We start from the raw sequence: 24551 nt of genomic DNA, 5'->3' as shown, positions 1-24551 counted from the left end.
CTGACCATCGCAATTCCCGAGGACGCGAGGCCGTCCTACGGAGCGTTCGCCAGTTTAACTAAATGCCTGGAATCGCCACCAGCGCTGTGTAGAGAAGACCGAAAAAAAACGACAAGTGCGGTGTTTCACCTGCTTACCCGATTCTTTTCGCCGTACCTCTGCCCGCCACCGTCGTTTCCGCGCATTCGGGCGAATGCTTCGGAAATACCTGCCTTGGATATGTTATGGCGCCAGCCCGGAACCGGGCTGGCGAAAAATGCAACCCGTTGCGGATTCAGCGCGCGGCAGCACCGAATTTTCAAGGGATACGTGCAGGGTGGAGACGTACAGCCCTCGGACCGTGTGGCACCGAACCCGCACCAGCGCCCCACTCAACGGGCGATGAGCGGACAAGGTCCTGAACAGACGCCCTCGTGGCGTCCACGGACGACCGGTTGATTCCTCCTCCTGACTGAGTGCACCAGGCCCGCTCGATTGATTCGGATAACCTTCGAAAAGCTCGACAGGTCTTTTGGCACCGCAAAACAGGACGCGTCGTCGCGACAACGGCAGGCTGGGCAACCGGCTGGTGCCGAACGTCGCCAGACACGGGGGTGGCCCGCCACCCTTTGCGCACCTTGGCACCGACCCTGAGAAGTCGTGTGTGCCGCACGCCGTTTCCGGCAGCCCGGAAACCGACGGTACAACATGAAAAGAATGCTGATTAACGCAACTCAGCCCGAAGAGTTGCGTGTAGCCCTGGTGGACGGCCAACGTCTCTACGACCTGGACATCGAGTCCGGCGCCCGTGAGCAGAAAAAGGCCAACATCTACAAAGGCAAGATCACCCGGATCGAGCCCAGCCTCGAAGCCGCCTTCGTCGACTTCGGCTCCGACCGTCACGGCTTCCTGCCGCTGAAGGAAATCTCCCGCGAATACTTCAAGAAAGCCCCTGAAGGCCGGGTCAACATCAAGGAAGTCCTGAGCGAAGGCCAGGAAGTCATCGTCCAGGTCGAGAAGGAAGAGCGCGGCAACAAAGGCGCCGCCCTGACCACCTTCATCAGCCTGGCCGGCCGCTACCTGGTGCTGATGCCCAACAACCCGCGCGCCGGCGGCATCTCCCGCCGCATCGAAGGCGAAGAGCGCAACGAACTGCGCGAAGCGCTGAACGGCCTGACCGTTCCGGGCGACATGGGCCTGATCGTGCGCACCGCGGGCCTGGGCCGCAGCAGCGAAGAAATGCAGTGGGACCTCGACTACCTGCTGCAGCTGTGGACCGCCATCAAGGAAGCCTCGCAAGACCGCGCCGCGCCGTTCCTGATCTACCAGGAAAGCAACGTCATCATCCGCGCCATCCGCGACTACCTGCGCCAGGACATCGGCGAAGTGCTGATCGACAGCATCGACGCCCAGGAAGAAGCCCTGACCTTCATTCGCCAGGTGATGCCGCAGTACGCCAGCAAGGTCAAGCTGTACGAAGACAGCGTGCCGCTGTTCAACCGCTTCCAGATCGAAAGCCAGATCGAAACCGCCTTCCAGCGCGTGGTCGACCTGCCGTCCGGCGGCTCGATCGTCATCGACCCGACCGAAGCCCTGGTGTCCATCGACATCAACTCGGCACGCGCCACCAAAGGCAGCGACATCGAAGAAACCGCCCTGCAGACCAACCTGGAAGCGGCCGAAGAGATCGCCCGCCAGCTGCGCCTGCGCGACATCGGCGGCCTGATCGTCATCGACTTCATCGACATGACCCCGGCCAAGAACCAGCGCGCCGTCGAAGAGCGCGTGCGTGAGTGCCTCGAAGCCGACCGTGCTCGCGTGCAGGTAGGCCGCATCTCGCGCTTCGGCCTGTTGGAAATGTCCCGTCAGCGCCTGCGTCCATCGCTGGGCGAAAGCAGCGGTATCGTCTGCCCGCGCTGCTCCGGCACCGGCATCATCCGTGACGTCGAGTCGCTGTCGCTGGCGATCCTGCGCCTGATCGAAGAAGAAGCACTGAAGGACCGCACCGCCGAAGTACGCGCCCAGGTGCCGATCCCGGTGGCCGCCTTCCTGCTCAACGAGAAACGCAACTCGATCACCAAGATCGAACTGCGCACTCGCGCACGCATCATCATCCTGCCGAACGATCACCTGGAAACCCCGCACTTCGAAGTCCAGCGCCTGCGCGACGACAACCCGGACGTGCTGAACAACCAGTCCAGCTACGAGATCGCCTCGGCCGAGACCGAAGAAGCGCCGCAGCCGACCGCCACCCGCACCCTGGTGCGCCAGGAAGCCGCGGTCAAGACCGCGCCGGCCCGCGCCAACGCCCCGGTGCCGGCCGCCGCTGAAGAGCAGCCGGCACCTGCCACGCCGGTCGCCGCCCCTGCCGCCGCCGAACCAAGCCTGTTCAAGGGCCTGGTCAAGTCGCTGGTCAGCCTGTTCGCCGGTAAGGAAGAACCTGCCGCCGCACCGGCCGCCGCCACCGAGAAGCCTGCCACCGAGCGCTCGCCACGCAATGAAGAGCGTCGCAACGGTCGCCAGCAGAGCCGCAACCGCAACGGCCGTCGCGAAGAAGACCGCAAGCCACGCGAAGAGCGCGGCGAGCGCACCCCGCGTGAAGAGCGTCAGCCTCGCGAAGAGCGTGCCCCGCGTGAAGAACGCGCGCCACGTGAAGAGCGTCAACCGCGCCAGCCGCGTGAAGACCGCCGTGGCAACCGCGAAGAGCGCGTGCGCGAACTGCGCGAGCCGCTGGACGCCGCACCGGTCGCCCGCGAAGAACGCGCCCCGCGTGAAGAGCGTGCGCCACGTGAAGAACGCGTAGCCCGTGAAGAGCGCGCCCCACGCGAAGAGCGTGCACCGCGTGAAGAACGCGCTCCTCGCGAAGAGCGCGCACCACGTGAAGAACGCGCCCCTCGCGAAGAGCGTGCACCGCGTGAAGAACGTGCACCTCGCGAAGAGCGTGCACCGCGTGAAGAACGTGCCCCTCGTGAAGAGCGTGCGCCACGTGAGGAACGCGCCCCACGCGAAGAGCGCCAGCTGCGCCCTGAGGTGCAGGCCGCCGAACAGGCCGTGGAGCTCGCCGAGGAGCAACTGCCGAACGAAGAGCTGCTGCAGGACGAGCAGGAAGGCGCCGATGGCGAACGTCCACGTCGCCGTTCCCGTGGCCAGCGTCGTCGCAGCAACCGTCGTGAGCGCCAGCGCAACGCCAATGGCGAGCTGATCGAAGGCGGCGACGAAGACGCCGGCGAAGAGCAGCCACAACAGCACCAGGCCACCGAGCTGGGTGCCGAACTGGCCGCCGGCACTGCCGTCATCGCTGCCGTTGCCACCAGCAACATCAGTGCCGACGCCGAGGCCGAAGCCAACCAGCAGGCCGAACGCGCCAGCGCCGCTGTCGCCGAGACCCAGGTGGAAATCACCGAAGTCGTGGCCGAGCAGGTCGCCATCGCCCCGGTGGTCGAGCAGCCTGTCAGCGAGCCAGTGGTCGCTGCCGAGCCAAGCATCGAGCCTGTCGTCGAAGTGGCGCCGCAGCCTGTGGTTGAAGAAGCCGCCATCGAGCAGCCGACCGCCGTTGTCGAGGCAGCCGTCGAGCCTGCAGTGGTCGTGGAAGCCCCAGCGGTGGAAGCGGGCGAGATCGAGAAGGCACCGGTTGCCGAAGTGGTCGAAGCCCAGGCACCAGTCGCCGAGCAGCCTGCTCCGGTGGTCGAAGCCGTCGAAGTCCAGCCTGAAGTGGTCGAAGCCCCGGTGGCTGAGCCTGCACCAGCCGTGGTTGCCGAAGAAGCGCCGGTCGAGCCGTCCACCATCATGCTGCCGAACGGCCGTGCGCCGAACGACCCGCGTGAAGTGCGTCGCCGCAAGCGTGAAGCCGAAGCAGCCGCCGCTGCCCTGGCCGCTGCTGCCCCGGCCGAAGCCCTGGAAACCGCTGACGAGCACAAGCCTCATCACGGTTGATAGCCTCGGCTGAATGAAAAAGCCCCGCCAGTGCGAACTGGCGGGGCTTTTTCTTTGCCGGGTGGATGGCACCGGCTTCGCCGGTGTTCGCGGGGCAAGCCCGCTCCCACGCAGTCCCTCTCAGCCGCGGAACGGTGGCGTGGGAGCGGGCTTGAACTGGTCAAGTAATTTTGGACACCGGTTAAGGTTCATGCCGCTGCCTTGAGTTTTTCCTCCATGGCTACTGGCGTTTCATAGCCGTTGTAGCTGTGGAGGCGCTTGAGGTTGTAGCGCATCAGATAAGCCTGGATATCCACTCGTGCCTGCGCTTCGGTCTCGTAACCCTCTGCCGGCACCCATTCTGATTTCAATGCTCCGAAGAATCGCTCCATGGCAGCGTTATCCCAGCATTGGCCTCGATGGCTCATGCTCTGGTTCAAGTTGTACTCATCGAGCGCGGCTCTGAATTTATGGCTGGTGTACTGACAGCCCTGGTCTGAATGAAACATTACGCCCGCCGGTCTACCCCGCGATTCAGCTGCCATGCGCAGGGCGTTACAAGCTAAGTTGGCATCTGCAATCATCGAGAATGCCCAACCCACTACGCGACGGGCATAGAGGTCAATCACGGCGGCTAGGTACAGCCAGCGCCTGCCAACCTGGATATAGGTCACATCGCCACACCAAACCTCATTGATCGCCGAAACCTTGAAATTGCGCTTCAGCTGATTCTCGGCAATCAACGCTTCTGCCCCTGATGACCGATAGCGGTGCGGCCTGCGCTGCTTGCACTTCAGGCCAGCTTCGCGCATCAACGCACGCACCTTGTATCGTCCTATTCCATGGCCCTCATGCCGCAATTCCTGCGCCAGGGTTCGCGAGCCAAAAGCACTTCGCGATGCGTTGAAGTGCTTGATTACCAGCAGGCGTAGAGCATCTCTGGCCGGGTTTTCACGTCCTTGCCGTTTGCGCCACGCATAGAAACTGCTGCGCTTAACCCCAAGCACGCGGCAGCAGTCGACAACAGGGTATTGCTCACTCAGCTCGTTGATCAGCGAGAACGATCTTTGGAGTCCCGAAGCAGGAGAGCACTGGCCTTTTTTAGGATTTCGATATCCCGATCCTTTTGCCGAACCAGCGCTTCGAGTTCTTCAATTCGTTGCTGCTCGGGTGTGATCGCTTTGGCTCCAGCCGGAACCTTACCGGCTCTCTCTTCACGTACCTGGTCAACCCAGCGGCGAAGCGCGGTAGGGCCCAGCCCAAGGGCGGCACAGACCTCAGGAACTGACTGCCCACCGTCCAGCACCATTTCGGCAGCTTGGACTTTGTATTCTCTTGAATAAGATTTACGCACTGATTTTGCCTCCAATTGGGCGCCATCATAGCGCCCGATGAAGGTGTCCAAAATCATTAGGCCAGTTCAGCTTGCCCCGCGATAGGGCCGGCCCAGGCCAACCCATCAGTACAGGTTCGGCTCCATCTCCAGCTCCACCCCGAAGCGCTCGAGGATATCCGCCTGGATCCGCCGCGCCAGGGCATGCAACTGCGCCCCGCTCGCCTGGCCGTAGTTCACCAGCACCAGCGACTGCAAACGGTGGACCCCGGCATCGCCATCGCGATAGCCTTTCCACCCCGCCTGCTCGATCAACCAGCCGGCCGCCAGCTTCACCTGGCCATCGGCCTGGGGATAGGCCACCACGCCGGGATGCCCGGCACGGATACACTCGGCCAATTCAGCGGACACCACCGGGTTCTTGAAGAAGCTCCCGGCGTTGCCCAGCTCAGCCGGATCCGGCAGCTTTTCCTGACGGATACTGCAGATCGCGTCGCTGATCGCCTGCGCGGTCGGCTGTTCGACGCCCTGCTCCGTCAGACGCTGACGCACCGGGCCGTAGTCAAGGTGTGCCTGCAACGTGCGATTCAAGGCAAAGCGCACGCGCACAATCAGCCAGCGCCCGGGGTTGCGCTTGAACAGACTGTCGCGATAGCCGAACGCGCACTCCTCCAGCGAGAAATCCCGCAGCTCGCCGGTCTCTCGGTCCAGCGCGGTCAGGCCGGCGAACACATCCTTGATCTCCACGCCATAGGCACCGACGTTCTGCATCGGCGCGGCGCCCACGGTGCCGGGGATCAAGCTGAGGTTTTCCAACCCGCACAAGCCCTGCCCAAGGCTCCACTGCACGAACGGGTGCCAGGGTTCCCCGGCCTCGGCCTCGACCACCACCCGCTCGCCATCGTCGCTGAGCAGGCGTCGGCCACGGCTGGCCATATGCAGTACCAGGGCCTCGACATCGCGGGACAGCAGCAGGTTGCTGCCGCCGCCGATCACCAGCACCGGTACCTGCCGCTCGGCGGCCTGGGCCAGGGCCTGGCGGACTTCGTCGTCGTCATGGGCCTGGGTGAAGTAGCGGGCACTGACGTCGATGCCGAAGGTGTTGTAGGGCTTGAGCGACACGCGCTCCTGCCAGTGCGCCGTCATAACCGCCCCTTGATTTCCACGACCAGCTCGCGGCAGGCCGCCTCGATCAGGTCCAGGACCTGCTCGAAGCCTTCGGCACCGCCGTAGTAAGGGTCCGGCACTTCGTCCAGGGCCGCGCCATAGCGGCGCAGGAACAGGTCGAGCTCGCCCTTGGCGTTGTGCGGGCGCAGGGCCTGCAGGTTGCCCAGGTTGCTCTTGTCCATGGCCAGGACCAGGTCGTACTCGGCGAAATGCGCCGCCTTGACCTGCTGGGCACGCTGGCGCGACAGGTCGTAGCCACGGGCCAGGGCGGCCTTGCAGGTACGGCTGTCGGGCGCCTTGCCGACATGCCAATCGCCGGTGCCGGCGGAGGCCACCTGCACCAGATCACCCAGGCCTGCGGCCTCGAGCTGGTGGCGCAGCACGCCTTCGGCGGTCGGCGAACGGCAGATATTGCCGAGGCAGACGAACAAAACGCGCATCAGGCCTCCAGCAAGCGCCGTACGCGCTCCAGGTCTTCAGGGGTGTCCACGCCCACGGCCGGCGCCTCGATGGCGTCGGCGACATGGATGCGCACGCCGTGCCACAGGGCGCGCAGCTGCTCCAGCGATTCGGTCTGCTCCAGCCAGCACGGGCCCCAGGCGACGAAGTCCTGGAGGAAGCCCACGCGGTAGGCATACATGCCGATATGACGGCGATAAGGCACGCCCTCCGGCAGCTGGTCACGGTTGTTGGCGAAGGCGTCACGGGCCCAGGGCAGCGGCGCGCGGCTGAAGGTCAGGGCCAGGCCGTGCTTGTCGCTGACCACCTTGACCGCGTTGGGATTGAAAATGGTTTCCGGGGCGTGGATCGGCTCGGCCAGGGTGGCGATGCCGGCTTCCGGGTGCGCGGCGAGGTTGGCCGCCACCTGGTCGATGATCACTGGCGGAATCAGCGGCTCGTCGCCCTGCACGTTGACCACGATGGCATCAGCGGCCAGGCCCAGCTGGGCGGCCACCTCGGCCAGGCGATCGGTGCCCGACTCATGGTCGGCGCGGGTCAGCAGCACCTCGGCGCCGAACGCCCGGCAGGCCTCGACGATGCTGGCATCGTCGGTGGCGATGACCACGCGGCTGGCGCCGCTCTTGCGCGCCTGCTCCCACACATGCTGGACCATCGGCTTGCCGGCGATCGGCAGCAATGGCTTGCCCGGCAGGCGCGTGGAGCGCAGCCGGGCGGGAATCACCACGGTGAAGTCCAGGCTCATTTGTCCAGGCGCTCTTCGTCGGTCAGGGTGCGCGCTTCGCTTTCCAGCATCACCGGGATGCCGTCTCGGATCGGATAGGCCAGGCCCGCGCCCTTGCTGATCAGCTCGGTCTTGTCGGCGCTGAGCTTGAGCGGGCCCTTGGTGATCGGGCAGGCCAGGATATCGAGCAGTTTGGTGTCCATGGAGGAGTCCTTGCGACGGAAAATGAAAAAAGGCTCAGGGGCGGCCGGGCAGCAGGCGGTCGAGCTGGGCGTCGAACCAGGCGCTGAAAGCGGGCGTCGGCACGGCGTCGACCGCCAGGTACCACCAGTCGTCGGCGGCGAAGGGCCGGCATTTCACCGCATCCTTCTCGGTCATCACCAGCGGCAGCGGCGGGCTGAACGACAGCACTTCACGGCTGTAGGGCGCATGGTCGGCGAAAGGGTGCGGCACCGGCTGCCAGTGTAGCCCCAGCAGGGTGTTGAAGAAACGTTGCGGATTGCCGATGCCGGCCACGGCGTGCAGCGCCTGGCCAGGCGGGAACAGGTCGAGCTCGCGGCGCTCGCCGCTGCGCAGGTTGATCAGCGCCGAGGGTTGCAGGCGGAAGGCGAAGCCGTCGTCGCGGTCGGTCTCGGCGCCGTTGAACAGCACCGCGTCGGCCTCGCCCAAGCGCTCGGCCGGCTCGCGCAACGGGCCGGCCGGCAGGCAGCGGCGATTGCCCAGGCCCCGGGCGGCGTCGATCAGCACCAGCTCCAGGTCGCGGGCCAGGCGGTAATGCTGCATGCCGTCGTCGCACAGGATCAGGTCCGGCGCGTCGCTGGCCAGCAAGGCCTGCACGGCGCGGGAACGGTCGGGGTCGATCACCAGCGGCACCCTGGTGCGCTGGACGATCAGCAAGGGCTCATCGCCGGCCTGCTCCGCAGGCTGGTCAGCCTGGACGCGCCAGGGATAGTGCGGTGGTTTGGCGCCATAGCCCCGACTGACCACGCCGACCTTGAGCCCCTGCCGGCGGCAGTGCTCGATCAGCCAGAGGATCATCGGTGTCTTGCCGGTACCGCCGACGGTGATGTTGCCCACCACGATCACCGGTACCGGGGCGCGGTAGCTGGGGCTTTCGCCGCTGAGGAAGCGCGCGCGCTTGCGCGTCACCACGCGGCGGTACAGCGCCTCGAGCGGGCGCAACACGGCAAGCGCCGGGTGCCCGGCGTACCAGGCGGCGAGCAGACGATCGGCGAAGGCCATCAGGGCTTGCCCTGCGCGGCCTCGACGGTGGTCATGCGCAACTTGCTGAAGCCGAGCTTGCCGGCCGCGTCCATTGCGGTGATCACAGCCTGGTGCGGGGTCTTGCCGTCGGCGCTGATGGCCAGCGGCAGGGTGATGTCACCGCCGGATTCCTTCTCGATCGCCTCGGTCAGGGTGTCCAGGTCGCTCTTGGGCAGCAGGTGGTTGTTCACCGAGTACACGCCATCGGCGCTGATGGAGATCTCCACCAGCTTGCCCGGGTCGGCCGGCGGCTGCTCGGCGCTGCTGGCCTCGGGCAGTTCGACGCGCAGCTGGGTCTCACGGGTGAAGGTGGTGGTGACCACGAAGAACAGCAGCAGCACGAACACCACGTCGATCAACGACGCCAGGTTGATGTCGACGTTCTCGCGCTGGCGATTGCGCCGGAACTTCACGCCTTGCCTCCGGCCACTTCCACTTCGCGGTCGCCCTGCAACACTTCCACCAGCTTGATTGCCTCCTGCTCCATGCCCACCACCAGCTCATCGATGCGGCGCAGCAGGAAGCGGTGGAAGAACACCGCCGGGATACCGACCATCAGGCCGGCCGCGGTGGTGACCAGGGCCTTGGAGATCCCCCCGGCCAGGACGGCGGCGTTGGCGGTCATCTGCGAGCCCATGAAGGCGCTGAAGATGTCGATCATGCCCAGCACGGTGCCCAGCAGGCCCAGCAGCGGGGCCATGGCGGCGATGGTGCCGAGAGTGCTGATGTAGCGCTCCAGCTCGTGGATGACCCGCGAGGCGGCCTCCTCGATGCACTCCTTCATGATCTCGCGGCCGTGGCGCGAGTTGGCCAGGCCCGCGGCGAGGATCTCGCCCAGCGGCGAGTCGGCGCGCAGGGCCTTGAGCTTGTCACTGGTGAGTTGCTTGTCCTTGATCCACATCCATACCTGGCCCAGCAGGTGCGGCGGGGTGACACGGCTGGCGCGCAGGGTCCACAGGCGCTCGACGACGATCGCCATGGCGGCGATGGAGCTCAGGATGATCGGCAGCATCATCCAGCCACCGGACTTGACCAATTCCCACACAGTTAGCATCCCCTCGGAAAAAGGCCGCCACTCTACCATAGGAGCGCCTGGGGCTCATCTGCCGGAGGTCAGGGAAACGTTCGGTCCGCGTAATCGCGTTGGCGTGGGAGCGGCGGTGCGCCGATGCGACTTGCCCCGCGATGGCGCCGGCTCAGCCCTCGTCAACCTCACGCCAGAACCACCGATCCCTGCGCACACCCTCCACCCCAACCCGACTCCCCAGCACCAACCGCAACGCCCCCTCCACCGCCGTGTCATGCACCGCCACCCCATGCCGCCGATAGCGCTCGATCACCTGCCCATGGGGATGCCCGAAACCATTGTGCCGCCCTCGGGAAATCAGCACCCCGCGCGGCGCCGTGGCCTGGACGAACGGCTCGCTGGACGACGTGCGGCTGCCATGGTGCGGCGCCTGCAACCAGTCCACCCGAGGATCATCGGTCGCGGCCAGCCACGCACGCTCCGCGCCGGCCTCCATGTCCCCGGCCAGCAGCAAGCGCTCGCCCTTGGCCTGCACCCGCAACACACAGGAGCGCTCGTTGCTGGAAGCCCCCTGCGGCCAGTGCCAAAGCTCGACATCTACGCCATCCCACTGCCAGCGCTCGCCGCTGCGGCACAGCGACGCCGCTTCCAGCCCGGCAACCTCGCCGGCCAGCACCCGCTTCACCGGCACCCCACGCCGCACAGCCGCCGCCCCACCGGCATGGTCAGCATGGCCATGGCTGATCAGCATCACATCCAGCGCCTTCACCCCCAGCTTGCGCAAGGTCGGTAGCACTACCGTTTCGCCCAGGTCACTGCCACCCCGGGCCGGGCCTGCGTCATACAGCAGCGCGTGATTGCGGGTGCGCAGCAGCACCGCCAGGCCCTGCCCCACATCCAGCTGCCAGACCTCCACCTGGCCCAATGGCAGCTGTTCGCGTGGCACCCACAGCGCCAACAGCATGACCGCACCCGGCGCCCGCAACGGCACGCCACGGGGCAGCAGCACCAGAAAGGCGCCCAGGCACACCAGCAGCCAAGCCCACAACGGCAGTGGCTCGGGTATCCAGGCCGGCTGCAGGCCCGCCAATCGCGTCACCACGGCAAACAAGCCGTCCAACGACAGGCCCGCCAGCCACAGCATCCCCTCCCCCAGCCCAGGCACCGGCAACAGGGCCGTGCCCAGCAACGCCAGCGGCAGCACGCCCAGGCTGAGCCACGGCACGGCGAGCAGATTAGCCAGCGGCGCACTGAGACTGACGGGCAGCCCCAAGGCCAGCAATACCGGCAACAACCCTACGGCGATCACCCACTGGGCGCGGGTCCAGGCCTGCCAGGGCCGCCAGGCGCCCAGTCGGGCGGCGAAACACAACACCAGCACCGCCACGGCAGCGAACGACAGCCAGAACCCCGGCAACAGGCTGGCCAGCGGCTCGACCAGCAGCACGCCCGACAGCGCCATCAACAACGGCACCCAGGCGCCCAGATGGCGAAAGCGCAAGCGCCAGAGCAGCACCACCGCCAGCATCAGGCACGCCCGCTGCACCGGCACGCCGAACCCCGCCAGCCAGCCGTAACCCAGTGCCGCTGTCATCGCCAGGCCGCAGGCCCAGGGCAGCCACGGCAACCGCCGGGGCCAGGCCCCCAGGCGCGCCAAGCCGGCCACCAACCCATAGACCAACCCGGCCAGCAAGCCGATGTGCTGCCCGGAAATCACCAGCAGGTGCACCGTGCCGGTGGCCTGCAGCACCTGCCAGTCCTCCCGCGCCAGGCCTGCGCCATCCCCGAGCACCAGGGCGGCCAACGCCGCCTCCCGGCCATGGGCATCGGTGGTCAGCAAGCGCTGACGCAGGCCGTCGCGCCAACTGCTGGCCGCCTCGCCCTGGCGCGTACCGGCCTTGACCGTGCCGGTGGCACCGACCCGCCGCGCCAACAGCGTGGCCTCCTGATCGGGGCCATGGGGGTTGAGCAGGCCCTGCGGCCGACGCAGGTTGACCGCCAGCCGCCAGTGCTCCCCCGCCCGCAGTGGTGGCCCGTCAAACCAGCTCAACTGCACCCGCTGCGGCAACCGGGCCCTGCGCGACTGCGGCTGCTCAAGCTCGAAACGCACGCCGCGCTCGGTACGGGTCGGCAGGCCGACCACCCGCCCCTCCAGCCACAGCGTGCGACCGTCCAGCGCGGCCGGCAGGCGGTCGTCCAGGGCCTGCTGCGCCGACCAGCAGGCCCAGCACACACCCAGCACCCACCAACCCAGCGGCCAGGCCCGGGTACGCAGGCAGGCCAGGGCCAGCAAGAGCAATGGAATCAGCCATCCGACCGGTGGCAGGGCAGGTAAAAAGCGCAGGCTCAACAGCCCGAGGACCAGCGCCAGCATCCCTGTGCGCATGAGATAGAGCTCCAGAAGCGAAAACGGCCCCTGAGGCTTAGCCGATTGGCGGGAGAAACCTGCTAATCAATTGTCACAAACTCTGAACGAGGCTGCGCTTCAATCAAGGCATACTGACGCCCTTCAACCCCGCCGGGAGCCCACATGCCGCGCCGTCTGTTCAAACGCTACATGCCGGACCCGACCAGCATCCGCGAACACAAGTCCTTACGCTTTTTCGGCAAGCTGCTGCACGACCCCAACCTGTGGCACCTGAATCGCCATTCGGTGGCGCGGGCCATGGGCGTCGGCCTGTTCGCGGCGCTGATCCCCATCCCCATGCAGATGCTGCTGGCCGCCGCGCTGGCGATCCCGGTGCGCGGCAACCTGCCGATCGCGGTGAGCCTGGTGTGGCTGACCAACCCGCTGACCATGCCGCCGGTGTTCTTCGTCACCTACATGACCGGCGCCTGGCTGATGCAGGTGCCGCCGCGCACGCTGCCCGACGAGATCACCGTCGACTGGGTCACCGACCAGCTGGCGACGATCTGGCAACCGTTCCTGCTGGGCTCGGTGGTGTGCGGGGTGGTGCTCGGCGTGCTCGCCTACTTCACCACCATGGGCTACTGGCGCTGGTGGGTGGGCCGGCAGTGGCGCCGGCGCCAGTGCCGATGCCTACGCACGCATGCCGCGGCCGCTGACCAACAGGCGCACGCACAGCAGGTAGAGCAGCGCGGTGGCCACCAGCATGAAGCTGATCGCCGTGCCGATGCTGATGTCCGACACCCCTAGGATGCCGTAGCGGAACGAGTTGACCATGTGCAGCACGGGGTTTGCCAGCGACACGGTCTGCCAGAACGGCGGCAGCAGGTTGATCGAATAGAACACCCCGCCCAGGTAGGTCAGCGGCGTCAGCACGAAGGTCGGGATGATCGAGATGTCGTCGAAGTTGCGCGCGAACACCGCGTTGACGAAGCCCAGCAGCGAGAAGATGGTCGCGGTCAGCAGCACCACGACGATGGTCACGCCCAGGTGATGCACCTGCAAGTGGGTGAAGAACAGCGACAGCATGGTCACGATCACCCCCACCGCCAGCCCGCGCAGCACGCCGCCCAGCACATAGCCGACGAGGATGGTGTGCGGCGACACCGGCGACACCATCAGTTCCTCGATGGAGCGCTGGAACTTGCTGCCGAAGAAGCTCGACACCACGTTGCCGTAGGAGTTGGTGATCACCGACATCATGATCAGCCCCGGCACGATGTACTCCATGTAGGTAAAGCCGCCCATGTCGCCGATCTGCCGGCCGATCAGGTTGCCGAAGATCACGAAGTACAACACCATCGTGATCGCCGGCGGCAGCAGGGTCTGCGGCCAGATGCGCAGGAAGCGCCGCACTTCGCGGTAGACGATGGTGTTCAGGGCGACCCAGTTGGTGCGCAGCTCCACACTCATACGGCCACCTTCGACAGGTTCTTTTCCACCAGGGACACGAACAACTCCTCGAGTCGGTTGGTCTTGTTGCGCAGGCTCTGCACCTCGATGTTCTTCAGCGCCAGCTGGCCGAACAGCGCGGTGATGCCGATGTCCTTGTCCACCTGCACCTCCAGGGTGTGCGGGGTGATCAGCCGGCACGGGTAGCCCTGCAGCTCAGGCGCGGCGGGCAGGTCGTGCTTGAGGTCGAGGACGAAGGTCTCGACGTGCAGCTTGCCCAGCAACTGGCGCATGCTGGTGTTCTCGACGATGGTGCCGTGGTCGATGATGCCGATGTTGCGGCACAGCTGCTCGGCCTCTTCGAGGTAGTGGGTGGTAAGGATGATGGTGATGCCCTTCTGATTGAGCTCGGTGAGGAAGCTCCACATCGAACGGCGCAGCTCGATGTCCACCCCGGCGGTCGGCTCGTCGAGGATCAGGAGGCGCGGCTCGTGGATCAGCGCCCGGGCGATCATCAGCCGGCGCTTCATGCCGCCGGACAGCGAACGCGACGGCACGTCGCGCTTGTCCCACAGCCCGAGCTGCGTCAGGTACTGCTCGGCGCGCTCCTTGGCCACCTTGGGCGGGATGCCGTAGTAGCCAGCCTGGGTGACGACGATGTCGAAGGTCTTCTCGAACTGGTTGAAGTTGAACTCCTGGGGCACCACGCCCAGGCAGCGCTTGAGCGCCGCAGGCTCGCGGTCCAGGTCGTGGCCGAACACATTCACCGTGCCGCTGGTCTTGTTCACCAGGGTCGAGAGAATGCCGATGGTGGTGGACTTGCCGGCGCCGTTGGGGCCGAGCAAGGCGAAGAAGTCGCCTTCGGAAACGTCCAGGTCGATGCCCTTGAGGGCCTGGAAACCGTTGCCGTAGGTCTTGGTCAGCTGTCGGATGGACAGGGCGGAACTCATAGCGGGTCGGGTACCGAGAAAAGGGTGCGGGACACGCCAGGTGAAGTCACTGGCGCAGTGAGTGCGGCCATGGTGCAAGGGCCGGCCGCACAAGTACAGTCACATCTATTGATAATGACTATCGAAGTGGCGTCACGTCAGGGCGGTCATCACCGCCGCCTGGTAGGCCGGGCGCTGCTTGAGGCGCGCGTACCAGGCTTCGAGGTGGTGCATGGCCGGGCGTTCGATGGGCATTTCGAACCAGGCGTAGATGAAGCTGCCCAGGGGAATGTCGCCCATGCCGATCTGCTCGCCGGAGAGGTACGGCTGTTTGGCCAGGGTCTCGTCGGCGATGGCCAGCAGTTGCGCGCACTGCTTGTGCGCGGCGTTGATCGCCACCCAGTCGCGCTGGTCCTCGGGGGTACGCAGCAGGCCCCAGAACAGCGGGCGGAAGGGGCCTGCGAAGGACGAGGTGGTCCAGTCCATCCACTTGTCGGCGAGGGCGCGCTGGCGCGGGTCGTCGAGGTACCAGCCTTGTTCCGCGCCGTACTCGGCGCACAGGTAGCGCACGATGGTGTTGGACTCCCACAGCACCAGGTCGGCGTCTTCGAGCATGGGCACCAGGCCGTTGGGGTTGAGCGCCCGATAATGCGGTTCGTTGACCACGCCGAAGGCGCCGCCGGCATCGATGGACTCGAAGTCCAGGCCCAGCTCGTGGGCGATCCACAACGCCTTGCGCACATTGCTCGAATTCTTGCGGCCCCAGATCTTCAGCATGGCAACGTCCTTAATGAATGCGGGAGGGGGGTCAGTCTACTCCAAGCGGTGGGCGGTGCCAGCGGCCCCCGCGATCTGTCAGATATTTCCGAACCTGAAACCAAATGCTTCAGCCAGCAAAGCTTGGGAACTATCCTACGCGCTTGCCGGAAGCCGCCGCGTTGTCGGGGAAATACCCCGGGGATAACTTCATCGGGTCGCCCAATTGGGTGACCGGGCGTGAGAAACCCGATTTCCACAACGGTAACGCGCCTCCGTCATGGTGGCCGTGTACGGGCAGACCTCGGTCTGGCCGGGTTTACCTTGTGGCCCGGATTTCTCACCTCGTACATGGCTGCCACCTTGATCTCGTGAGAAAGGATGCGGGTGGTGGTTACTCGTAACCACAAGGAAGCTCGACCATGAAAAAAATCGTCCCAGACCCACCCCGTCTCTCCCACTTCATCACCATCCGCCCCACCCTCCCCCGCGACGACGCCATGGCCGCCGCCGTCGAAGTAGCCACCGCCATCTCCGACGTCCTCGACATCTACTTCAAGACCGAGCCCGGCGAAACCCAGGACCGCCTGTTCACCGCCAGCGACTACCTCGGCCAGCTGGCCTGCGCCCTGCTCGAGCACAAGCCGCAGGTGCAGCCATGAGCCGCGGGCATACCGCGGGCCGCACCACCTGCCTCGACCTGTTCAAGGTCGAGCCGGGTGTTACGTTCGAAGACGCCTTCAGCGAGTTGTCGGTGCTGCTCGGCTGCATCCGCCACCTGACCTGCGAGGCGGAGATGGAAGGCGACCTGCTGGCCGGCAGCTCGGCGCGGATCCTCAGCGCCATGGCCAAGGCGCTGATCGATGACATGGAGGTGGGGTTGAACCGGAAGACCGCATGAACCCCGGGGGCTGCTGCGCAGCCCTTTCGCGACACAAGGTGTTCTGGTCAAGTTTTTCCGGACACCGATTACGGTGATCAAGCCGCCTGCTGCTCCATGGCTATTGGCGACAGGTAGTTGTTGTAGCTGTGGAGCCTGACTCGGTTGTAACGCATGAAGAAGCTGGTCATATCCTGTCTGGCTTCTTCGATCTCTGTGTAGCCCTTAGTGGGCACCCACTCTGACTTGAGCGTGCCGAACAAGCGCTCTGTCGGTGCGTTGTCCCAGCATTGGCCTCTACGACTCATGCTTTGGGTTATGCCATGCTCAAGCAGTTCGGATTGGAAGCGCTGGCTCGTGTATTGGCAACCTTGATCCGAATGAAACATCAAGCCCGTATGCTTGCCTCGTACTTCCACAGCCATTCTCAGTGCTTTGGCGACCAGGTTGGCGTCATTGATCAGAGAAAATGCCCAGCCAACGACCCGGCGGGCGAACAGGTCAATGACCACAGCCAAGTGATACCAGCGCTTTCCGACCATCAGGCTGGTAACGTCGCCGCACCAAACCTGATTGACTGCTGCTGGCCGGAAATTACGTTCAAGGACATTCTTGGCCACAAATGCCTCAACACCTTTAGAGCGATATTGGTGGCGACGGCGCTGCCTGCTGGTCAGGTTTGCCTCCGCCATAAGTCTTCCAGCCAGATACCTTCCCACTTTGAGTTGCTGGGCCTTCAAGTACTGAGAGATCATTCTTGCACCGGCACTTTCTCTGCTTTCAGCATGCAGTTGCACAACCTTTTCCCTGAGCGCATCGCGCTCGGTATCCGGTACTGAGCGGCGATGGAGCCAGTCGTAAAACGCGCTACGGGAAACGCCCAGAACACTGCAAAGCTGGCTGGTCGGATACGAGCCTGACTCTCTCAGCTCCTCGATCAGGAAAAACGACCGGGATCCGACATCAAGAGAGCGGTAGCCTTTTTTAATATTTCGGCCTCGGTCTCCAAGCGTTTGATCTTGGCGCGTAACTGCTGGAGCTCCCGCTGTTCGTCACTAATCGCCTTGGTGCCTGGCACTGGCTGTCCTTTCTGGCGTTCTTTACGAACCTGATCCACCCACCGGCGCAGAGCCGTTGGACCGACGTCCATCGATGCGCAGACGTCGGGAACCGAACAGTTGTCGTCAAGAACCATGCTTGCAGCACGTTGCTTGAACTCGCGGGTATAGGTCTTTCGCTCTTGCATGGAACCTCCTGAATGGGCGAATCATATCGCCCTTAAGAGGTGTCCGGGATCATTAGGCCAGTTCAAGGCCGCTCCTACAGGAGTACGCGTATCCCTGTAGGAGCGGCCTTGTGTCGCGAAAGGGCCGCAAAGCGGCCCCAGGATCCATCGACAGTCACCGAACGAACTCCCAGCGCCCCACCCTGTCATCTCCTAGGCAGGCCATCCACCCCAACACGTCTAAGCTCTGTGGATCGCCCCCGCCCCCCGCTTCCAAGGAGGAAGAATCATGCTGCTGTTGTGGTTGCTGGTCCTGGTGCTAGGCGCCGCGTATCTCCTGCATCGGCGCCTGGCGCCACTGCAGATCCTCGCGGCAATCGCCGCCTACACCCTGCTCATGGGCCTGTTCAGCACGGCGCCGGGCTGGCTGCTGACGCTGATCTGGGTGGTGATCGCCCTCAAGGCCGCCTTCTTCGTCCTGCCCGAGATGCGCCGCAAGCTGTTCACCGCGCCGATGTTCAGCTGGTTCCAGCGCACCCTGCCGCCAATGTCGCAGACCGAGCGCGAAGCCATCGACGCTGGCACCGTGTGGTGGGACGGCCACCTGTTCAGCGGCCGCCCCGACTGGAACACCCTGCTTGACTACGACGCGCCCAGGCTCAGCGAGGAGGAACAGGCCTTTATCGACGGCCCCACCGAGCAGCTGTGCGCCATGGTCAGCGACTGGCAGATCGGCCAGGACCTCGACCTGCCGCCGCAAGCCTGGGACTTCATCAAGCAGCACGGCTTCTTCGCCCTGATCATCCCCAAGGAATACGGCGGCAAGGGCTTCTCGGCCTACGCCCACTCCCAGGTGGCGATGAAACTGGCCACCCGCAGCGGCGACCTGGCCTCCACGGTGATGGTGCCCAACTCCCTGGGCCCGGCCGAACTGCTGCTGCACTACGGCACCGACGAACAACGCAGCCACTACCTGCCGCGCCTGGCCCGTGGCGACGACATCCCCTGCTTCGCCCTCACCGGCCCCCTGGCCGGCTCCGACGCCGGGGCCATGCCCGATACCGGCGTCATCTGCAAAGGCCAGTGGCAGGGTGAAGAAGTCATCGGCCTGCGCCTGAACTGGGAAAAGCGCTACATCACCCTCGGCCCCGTCGCCACCCTGCTAGGCCTGGCCTTCAAGGCCTACGACCCCGACCACCTGCTGGGCGAGCAGACCGAGCTGGGCATCAGCCTGGCGCTGATCCCCACCGACCTCCCCGGCGTGGAAATAGGCCAGCGCCACCTGCCGCTGGGGGCCGCGTTCATGAACGGCCCCAACAGCGGCAAGGACGTATTCGTGCCGCTGGATTGCCTGATCGGCGGCCAGGCCATGCTCGGCAAGGGCTGGATGATGCTGATGAACTGCCTGTCGGTGGGCCGCTCGATCTCCCTGCCGGCGGTCGGCACGGGCGCGGCCAAGTACACAAGCCTGGTCACCGGCCAATACGCCCGCGTGCGCGAACAGTTCAACGTGCCGCTGGCCGCCTTCGAAGGCATCCAGGAGTCCCTGGCGCGTATCGGCGGCAACGCCTGGCTGATGGACAGCGCCCGCCTGCTCACCGCCAAGGCCGTGGACCTCGGGGAAAAACCCTCGGTGCTGTCGGCGATCCTCAAGTACCACCTCACCGAGCGCGGCCGCGAATGCATCCAGCACGCCATGGACGTGCACGGCGGCAAGGGCATCATCATGGGCCCAAACAACTACCTGGGCCGCAACTGGCAAGGCGCGCCGATCTTCATCACCGTCGAGGGGGCGAACATCCTGTCGCGCAACCTGATGATCTTCGGCCAGGGCGCGATCCGCTGCCATCCGTTCGTGCTCAGGGAAATGGCCCTGGCCGGGCGCGAGGACCACGACCAGGCGCTGAACGAGTTCGACGACCTGCTGCTGCAGCACATCCTGTTCGCCGCCGGCAACGCCGCCAGCACCCTGGTGCTGGGCCTGGGCCTGGGGCATTTCGAGAAGGTTCCGGGCGATGCCCTGAGCCAGGGCTACTTCCGCGCCCTCAACCGCCAGGCGGCGGCGTTCGCCCTGCTGGCCGACCTGTCGATGATGCTTCTGGGCGGCGCGCTCAAGCGCCGCGAACGCCTGAGCGCCCGGCTGGGCGATGTGCTCAGCTACCTGTACCTGTCCAGCGCCGCGCTCAAGCGCTACCACGACCTCGGCTCGCCCGAGCACCTGCGCCAGCTGCTGCGCTGGGCGCTGGAGGAAAGCCTGGGGCAGGCCGAGAAAGCGCTGGACGCATTGCTCGACAACTTCCCCAACCGCTTCCTGGGCTGCGCCCTGCGGGTGCTGGTGTTCCCGTTCGGCCGCCGGCATACCGGGCCCAGCGATGAACTGGATGCCGAGGTGGCGGCACTGATCGGCCGCCGCAAAGGCGACCCGGCGCTGGAAGAGCTGCTGGCGGGCTGCTTCAGGCCCCAGGCCGAGGGCGACCCGGTGGCCGCGCTGCAGACGGCCTGCGACCTGCTGGACGATGCCGCCCCGCTACACAAGGCGCTGCATCAGGCGGTCAAGGAAGGCAAGGTGCAGGCGGCACCGGGGCAGTCGGTGATCGACGCCGCCATCGAAGCGGGCGTGTTGCAGGCGGAGGAAGGCCAGCGCCTGCATCAGGCCGAGCAGGCGCGGCGGGTGGTGATCGATGTGGATGCGTTCGACAAGGACGTGCTGTTGTCCGAGGCAGGCAAAGTGCGCTGAGAATTGGTCGACCGCATCGCGGGGCAAGTCGCATCGGCGCACCGCCGCTCCCACGCCCACAGATGCGACTAGTGTGGGTGTGGGAGCTGCGGTGCGCCGATGCGACTTGCCCCGCGATAGCGCCAGCACAGGCAGCCACGCTGCCAGCCCATGCAAAACCGGCGTATACTCCGCCCCCCGTTTCAACCACCCCGAGGACCGCCGCCATGGCCAACCCCCACCTGGAATACCACCTGCAACTGCTTCACCACCTGCGCACCATCCTGGCCGCGCTGGGTGAAGCCGAACAGGTCCCGGAGGAAAGCCACGCCCTGTTCCTCGAGCGCTTCGACGAACTGCTCACCCTGCTGCCCCAGGACCCGCTGGAAAGCCAGTACCTGGGCCAGGACCTGATCTGCCAGGTGATCCAGCGTTATCCGCAGATCGCCCACCTGGTGCCGCGTGACCTGCTGTGGTTCTTTGGTGGGGATTGCCTGCACTTCATGCCGGATGAAGAGCTGGAGCTTTACCAGACGCTGGAAGAGCGACGCTACGAGGCAGAGCAGAACGGCGAAGCGTTTGATTGGCACCAAGAAAAGCAACTGCTAGCCAAGCCTGCTCAGGGTGATATTCACTGATGTAGATGCATCCCGGCCCCATCTGGGCCGGGAACCCCAATCACCTGAGCGGGACAAGTGAATTCACTCCGCCAAATCACGATCTAGCAAATCTGCGGGAATCCTAGCCTTACCCCCGAAAAAATGATGCGCCGAAGAACATAAGAACTCTGCTTCCAGTCGAAGTCGTTCTACCTGCGAAGGGGGCTGCTGCCCTTTACTTTCTTCATAACGCCTCCACGCATCGACCGCCCGTTTACATATCTCCAGCTGGACTTCCAAATCCGTCTTTTCGATCGTCACGGTCATTGCTCCTTCCTTGTTCAAGGCAGAATGGAGTGGGATCAGGCGCGCCCAACATTCTCCCCAGACAGAGTAATAACTGATGGTATGAGTACGAACATCGGGCACGTAACGAGTAGCGCCATGCCGTTGTACGCCCTCAGACGACATTAGCCAACTAGCAAAATTGATAGGTGTGCTGAGCCAGCTCGCCCCAAAAACCAACCACGCGAGCAAAAAAAAACGCCACTTCAAACGAAGTGGCGTTTTCAATTTGGAGCGGGAAACGAGACTCGAACTCGCGACCCCGACCTTGGCAAGGTCGTGCTCTACCAACTGAGCTATTCCCGCAGGGTGAAGCTTTACCGCATGTGGCGTGAAGCGCCTTGACGACCTTCACCACCTGCACCGTCGGAAACGATGCGTTGAAACTGGAGCGGGAAACGAGACTCGAACTCGCGACCCCGACCTTGGCAAGGTCGTGCTCTACCAACTGAGCTATTCCCGCAAATATGGCGTCCCCTAGGGGACTCGAACCCCTGTTACCGCCGTGAAAGGGCGGTGTCCTAGGCCACTAGACGAAGGGGACTAAGCCGACGCTTTTCAGCGTACCAGAACATGAACCTCACGATTCAGCCTGGATTTTCTTTTCCTGCCCTGCCGAAGCAGTGCCGGAGAAACTGGAGCGGGAAACGAGACTCGAACTCGCGACCCCGACCTTGGCAAGGTCGTGCTCTACCAACTGAGCTATTCCCGCAATATGGCGTCCCCTAGGGGACTCGAACCCCTGTTACCGCCGTGAAAGGGCGGTGTCCTAGGCCACTAGACGAAGGGGACACACTGCTTGCACTACCTATTCAAAGTACTGCTTGCTTTCACTCCCTGCCGCGTTTCGCTGTGTGCTTTACGCTGCAAGTGGCGCGCATTCTATGGATGCCTTGGAAGGTCGTCAACCCCTTTGTAGAAATTTATTTAAATCAATGACTTCCCGTCGTCATGGGCGGTGGTGCAGGATGCGTCCGGGGATTGGCGTTGCTTTTCTGACGTTGCCTCGGCAAGCTCGTGGCGATATGCCACTATCTGTAGGTTTTGGATTACGGGCCGATACATATAGGCAAGGCTTGAGGGCCCATGCGGGGCTAGCCCGCTCCCACGCATATCTACAGATATGAGGGAGCGCAGGCTGTTCCGCCAGGCTGCACTGTTCGCTTTCGGGCGGACTCACTACACTCTCGATAGATGCAAAACTTCTTCATGAGGCGTTAACGGTGACACCACTTCTGATCACCCTGCTTATCGTTGCGGGTATCGCGCTGCTGATCGTGATCGGCTACCTCAACAATGTGGTCGAGAACGGCAAGCTCGAGCGTGCACGGCTCAAGGTCGAGCTGGCCGACCGCCTGCGCCGCTGCGGCGAAATCACCGAGACCTTCCCCGGGCAGTTCATGACGCCCGCGCTCAAGCTGCTGCTGACCCGCCTGGAACTGAACCTCAACCAGCGCCAGCTGGCCCTGGACAAGCACAGTGGCGACCTCAAGGCGCGCATCGCCGAGCTGGAAGGGCTAATCGGCCAAGGCGAGAGGATCCCGGTGAGCAACCCGCCCTCGCCTATCCACACCGAGGTCAAGGCCAAGGATGTGCGCTTCTTGCTGGAACTGCTGCACAACCAGATCGTGCGCGCCACCCAGGAGGGGTTCCTCGCGACCAACGAAGGCAAGTACTGGGTCAAGGAGATCCGCCATATCCTGGTGCTGCTGCATATCGAGTTCTTCAACAACCTCGGCCAGCAGGCCCTGCAGCAGAACCAGCCGGGGCAGGCGCGCCTGGCGTTCGAGCGTGGCGTGCAGTACCTGCGCAAGCAGCCTGAGCCCAAGCAGTATGAAGAGCAGCTGACTTACCTTGAGAAACTGCTGAACCGGGCCAATGCCCAGGTGCTGGACCAGATGGAGCCGGCGGAGAATGAACAGAACGCGCTGACCCAGGGGCTCAAGACTGACGAGGATGAGACCTGGAAGAAGAAGGTTATTTACGACTGATCGAGATTCTGGGGGCGCTTTGCGCCCCAGCGATCTTGATAAAGAAAGGGGCCAATGCAGGCCCCTTCTTCATTTCAGCAATCGGTCAACTCGAGGAACACCTCGACCAACCGCTCCAGCCCCGCCTGGTCGGCTTCGCTGAAGCGCGCCAGCTTCGGGCTGTCCAGGTCGAGCACGCCGATCAGCCTGCCGGCCTTGACCAACGGGATCACCAGCTCGCTGTTGGACGCGCTGTCACAGGCGATATGCCCGGGAAACGCATGCACGTCCTCGACCCGCTGGGTAGTGCGGGTGGCCGCCGCGGCACCGCACACGCCCCGGCTGAACGGGATGCGCACGCACGCCACCTGGCCCTGGAACGGGCCGAGCACCAGCTCTTCGTTGCGGTTGATATAGAAGCCCGCCCAGTTCAGGTCCTCTACCTGGTTGTACAGGAAGGCCGAGAACTGCGCGGCGTTGGCGATGAAGTCGCGCTCGTCGGCGAACAGCGCCTGGACTTGCGCGGCCAGCAGGTCGTAGCCGTCGAGGCCTTGGCCACTGGCGTTGAGGTCGATCATTTATTTCTGCTCCAGCAATTGCAGCCCGACCCAGTAGCGGGCGAACTGATAGGCACAACGGCCATTACGGTTGCCGCGGCCGGTGGCCCAGCGCACGGCGAGGATGTCGAGCGCTTCGCTGCGCTGCCACTGCAGCCCGGCCGGGCGTGCCAGCTGGCCGATCCAGTGCTCGACCACGTTGAGGAAGTGCTCCTGGCTGAACGGGTAGAACGACAGCCACAGGCCGAAGCGATCGGACAGGGCGATCTTGTCCTCCACAGCCTCGTTGGGGTGCAGCTCGCCGTCGACCATCTTCCAGTTCTCGTTGTCGCTCTGTTTCTCAGGCACCAGGTGGCGGCGGTTGGAGGTGGCGTACAGCAGCACGTTGTCCGGGGCCTGCTCCAGCGAGCCGTCGAGCACGCTCTTGAGCACCCGGTAGTCGCCCTCCCCGGCTTCGAACGACAGGTCGTCGCAGAACAGGATGAAGCGTTGTTCGAGCTTTTGCAGTTGCTCGACCACCCGCGGCAGGTCGGCCAGGTGGTCGCGCTCGATTTCGATCAGGCGCAGACCCTGGCCCGCATGCTCGGCCAGCAGCGCGCGCACCAGCGACGACTTGCCGGTGCCGCGCGAGCCCCACAGCAGGGCGTGGTTGGCCGGCATGCCGTTGATGAACTGGTGGGTGTTGCGGCCCAGCTGTTCACGCTGCTGGTCGACGCCGATCAGGTCGGACAGGCGGATATCGAGGCTGACCTCCAGCGGCATCAGGTAGCCGCTGCGGCCGTCGCGTTGCCAGCGGGCGGCCAGGGTGCGGGTCCAGTCGATGTCCGGGCGCGGGGCCGGCAACAAGGGTTCGAGGCGGGCGAGGACCGATTCGGCGCGGTCGAGGAAAGCATTGAGACGGGCGTCCATTA

At 64.7% G+C, this 24551-nt stretch carries 25 protein-coding genes and 5 tRNA genes; 7 read left to right on the top strand and 23 right to left on the bottom strand.

The features are described from left to right. Positions 1-687: 687 nt before the first annotated feature. Positions 688-3912: a ribonuclease E gene (rne, locus tag HU751_RS01745; protein ID WP_186735613.1), complete on the top strand. Its 3225-nt coding sequence runs from the start codon at positions 688-690 to the stop codon at positions 3910-3912. A gap of 188 nt (positions 3913-4100) precedes the next feature. On the opposite strand, the gene HU751_RS01740 is transcribed toward rne, so the two are convergent. The 10 genes from HU751_RS01740 to HU751_RS01700 form a co-directional block, all read right to left on the bottom strand. Then, positions 4101-4934 carry an IS3 family transposase gene (locus HU751_RS01740; RefSeq protein WP_264082600.1) on the bottom strand — a complete coding sequence of 278 codons (834 nt, stop codon included), beginning with the start codon at positions 4932-4934 and terminating at the stop codon, positions 4101-4103. A gap of 8 nt (positions 4935-4942) precedes the next feature. After that, on the bottom strand, positions 4943-5302 hold the full coding sequence (locus HU751_RS26760; RefSeq protein WP_075043813.1) for a transposase: 360 nt from the start codon (positions 5300-5302) through the stop codon (positions 4943-4945). A gap of 48 nt (positions 5303-5350) precedes the next feature. Then, positions 5351-6370, bottom strand: a complete 1020-nt coding sequence (murB, locus tag HU751_RS01735) for a UDP-N-acetylmuramate dehydrogenase (RefSeq protein ID WP_186735892.1) — start codon at positions 6368-6370, stop codon at positions 5351-5353. Continuing rightward, positions 6367-6831 (bottom strand): low molecular weight protein-tyrosine-phosphatase, encoded by a 465-nt coding sequence (locus HU751_RS01730; RefSeq protein ID WP_062573279.1) that lies wholly within the window; start codon positions 6829-6831, stop codon positions 6367-6369. The genes murB and HU751_RS01730 overlap by 4 nt, the downstream gene beginning before the upstream one ends. Beyond that, a complete protein-coding gene (gene kdsB / locus HU751_RS01725; protein WP_186735894.1) occupies positions 6831-7595 on the bottom strand; it encodes a 3-deoxy-manno-octulosonate cytidylyltransferase in 765 nt (254 codons plus the stop codon). Before kdsB ends, HU751_RS01730 begins: the two co-directional genes overlap by 1 nt. After that, on the bottom strand, positions 7592-7777 hold the full coding sequence (locus HU751_RS01720) for a Trm112 family protein (protein WP_011532874.1): 186 nt from the start codon (positions 7775-7777) through the stop codon (positions 7592-7594). The genes kdsB and HU751_RS01720 overlap by 4 nt, the downstream gene beginning before the upstream one ends. Positions 7778-7811: 34 nt before the next feature. Then, the gene (gene lpxK, locus HU751_RS01715) at positions 7812-8816 is read right to left on the bottom strand and encodes a tetraacyldisaccharide 4'-kinase (protein ID WP_186735897.1); all 1005 of its coding nucleotides are present in this window, start codon (positions 8814-8816) and stop codon (positions 7812-7814) included. Then, a complete protein-coding gene (locus HU751_RS01710; protein WP_186735899.1) occupies positions 8816-9250 on the bottom strand; it encodes an ExbD/TolR family protein in 435 nt (144 codons plus the stop codon). The genes lpxK and HU751_RS01710 overlap by 1 nt, the downstream gene beginning before the upstream one ends. Then, positions 9247-9882, bottom strand: coding sequence for a MotA/TolQ/ExbB proton channel family protein (locus HU751_RS01705; RefSeq protein WP_028690976.1), 636 nt, complete (start codon positions 9880-9882; stop codon positions 9247-9249). Before HU751_RS01705 ends, HU751_RS01710 begins: the two co-directional genes overlap by 4 nt. A gap of 151 nt (positions 9883-10033) precedes the next feature. Continuing rightward, the gene (locus HU751_RS01700; protein WP_186735901.1) at positions 10034-12250 is read right to left on the bottom strand and encodes a DNA internalization-related competence protein ComEC/Rec2; all 2217 of its coding nucleotides are present in this window, start codon (positions 12248-12250) and stop codon (positions 10034-10036) included. A 144-nt stretch (positions 12251-12394) separates the two neighbouring features. Here HU751_RS01700 and HU751_RS01695 point away from each other — a divergent pair, with 144 nt between their 5' ends. Continuing rightward, entirely contained in the window at positions 12395-13021 is a 627-nt protein-coding gene (locus HU751_RS01695; protein ID WP_186735903.1) for a DUF2062 domain-containing protein, read from the top strand. Here the strand turns inward: HU751_RS01695 and HU751_RS01690 are convergent. The 3 genes from HU751_RS01690 to HU751_RS01680 all read right to left on the bottom strand — a co-directional run bounded on the left by HU751_RS01690 (position 12905) and on the right by HU751_RS01680 (position 15369). Then, complete coding sequence (locus HU751_RS01690) at positions 12905-13684, bottom strand: ABC transporter permease (protein ID WP_050704689.1); 780 nt, start codon at positions 13682-13684, stop codon at positions 12905-12907. The two genes, HU751_RS01695 and HU751_RS01690, sit on opposite strands and share 117 nt — an antisense overlap. After that, positions 13681-14613 (bottom strand): ABC transporter ATP-binding protein, encoded by a 933-nt coding sequence (locus tag HU751_RS01685; RefSeq protein WP_028690973.1) that lies wholly within the window; start codon positions 14611-14613, stop codon positions 13681-13683. The genes HU751_RS01690 and HU751_RS01685 overlap by 4 nt, the downstream gene beginning before the upstream one ends. Positions 14614-14745: 132 nt before the next feature. Beyond that, entirely contained in the window at positions 14746-15369 is a 624-nt protein-coding gene (locus HU751_RS01680; protein WP_186735905.1) for a glutathione S-transferase, read from the bottom strand. 401 nt (positions 15370-15770) lie between these two features. On the opposite strand from HU751_RS01680, the gene HU751_RS01675 reads away from it, so the two are divergent. Together HU751_RS01675 and HU751_RS01670 are read left to right on the top strand one after the other, a co-directional pair. Then, on the top strand, positions 15771-16010 hold the full coding sequence (locus HU751_RS01675; RefSeq protein ID WP_186735907.1) for a hypothetical protein: 240 nt from the start codon (positions 15771-15773) through the stop codon (positions 16008-16010). Then, the gene (locus HU751_RS01670; protein WP_186735909.1) at positions 16007-16249 is read left to right on the top strand and encodes a DUF3077 domain-containing protein; all 243 of its coding nucleotides are present in this window, start codon (positions 16007-16009) and stop codon (positions 16247-16249) included. The genes HU751_RS01675 and HU751_RS01670 overlap by 4 nt, the downstream gene beginning before the upstream one ends. Before the next feature lie 77 nt (positions 16250-16326). Here the strand turns inward: HU751_RS01670 and HU751_RS01665 are convergent, their stop codons facing one another. Beyond that, complete coding sequence (locus tag HU751_RS01665) at positions 16327-17157, bottom strand: IS3 family transposase (RefSeq protein ID WP_264082599.1); 831 nt, start codon at positions 17155-17157, stop codon at positions 16327-16329. Positions 17158-17165: 8 nt separating this feature from the next. Next, positions 17166-17474, bottom strand: coding sequence for a transposase (locus HU751_RS26755; protein WP_062574409.1), 309 nt, complete (start codon positions 17472-17474; stop codon positions 17166-17168). A 268-nt stretch (positions 17475-17742) separates the two neighbouring features. On the opposite strand from HU751_RS26755, the gene HU751_RS01660 reads away from it, so the two are divergent. Together HU751_RS01660 and HU751_RS01655 are read left to right on the top strand one after the other, a co-directional pair. Next, on the top strand, positions 17743-20190 hold the full coding sequence (locus HU751_RS01660; protein ID WP_186735666.1) for an acyl-CoA dehydrogenase: 2448 nt from the start codon (positions 17743-17745) through the stop codon (positions 20188-20190). Between the two features lie 206 nt (positions 20191-20396). Then, positions 20397-20807, top strand: a complete 411-nt coding sequence (locus tag HU751_RS01655) for a PA2817 family protein (RefSeq protein WP_186735668.1) — start codon at positions 20397-20399, stop codon at positions 20805-20807. A 63-nt stretch (positions 20808-20870) separates the two neighbouring features. Here the strand turns inward: HU751_RS01655 and HU751_RS01650 are convergent, their stop codons facing one another. From HU751_RS01650 to HU751_RS01625, 6 genes are all read right to left on the bottom strand, one after another. Then, positions 20871-21095, bottom strand: a complete 225-nt coding sequence (locus HU751_RS01650; protein WP_186716210.1) for a hypothetical protein — start codon at positions 21093-21095, stop codon at positions 20871-20873. A 248-nt stretch (positions 21096-21343) separates the two neighbouring features. Further along, positions 21344-21419 (bottom strand) — tRNA-Gly (locus HU751_RS01645). Between the two features lie 81 nt (positions 21420-21500). Continuing rightward, positions 21501-21576 (bottom strand) — tRNA-Gly (locus HU751_RS01640). 5 nt (positions 21577-21581) lie between these two features. Beyond that, a tRNA-Glu gene (locus HU751_RS01635) sits at positions 21582-21657 on the bottom strand. Positions 21658-21749: 92 nt separating this feature from the next. Continuing rightward, positions 21750-21825, bottom strand: a tRNA-Gly gene (locus HU751_RS01630). A 4-nt stretch (positions 21826-21829) separates the two neighbouring features. Then, a tRNA-Glu gene (locus tag HU751_RS01625) sits at positions 21830-21905 on the bottom strand. Positions 21906-22336: 431 nt separating this feature from the next. Here HU751_RS01625 and HU751_RS01620 point away from each other — a divergent pair. After that, positions 22337-23104, top strand: a complete 768-nt coding sequence (locus HU751_RS01620; RefSeq protein WP_186599763.1) for a hypothetical protein — start codon at positions 22337-22339, stop codon at positions 23102-23104. A gap of 74 nt (positions 23105-23178) precedes the next feature. Here the strand turns inward: HU751_RS01620 and HU751_RS01615 are convergent, their stop codons facing one another. Continuing rightward, positions 23179-23661 (bottom strand): GAF domain-containing protein, encoded by a 483-nt coding sequence (locus tag HU751_RS01615; protein ID WP_186599762.1) that lies wholly within the window; start codon positions 23659-23661, stop codon positions 23179-23181. Then, the gene (locus tag HU751_RS01610; RefSeq protein WP_084941800.1) at positions 23662-24549 is read right to left on the bottom strand and encodes an ATP-binding protein; all 888 of its coding nucleotides are present in this window, start codon (positions 24547-24549) and stop codon (positions 23662-23664) included. Positions 24550-24551 lie beyond the last annotated feature (2 nt).

The organism is Pseudomonas peradeniyensis, from assembly GCF_014268935.2.
GTDB classification, from domain to species: Bacteria; Pseudomonadota; Gammaproteobacteria; order Pseudomonadales; family Pseudomonadaceae; genus Aquipseudomonas; species Aquipseudomonas peradeniyensis.
Note: the sequence above shows the minus strand (reverse complement) of the source record. Positions and strands in the feature narration are given on the sequence as shown.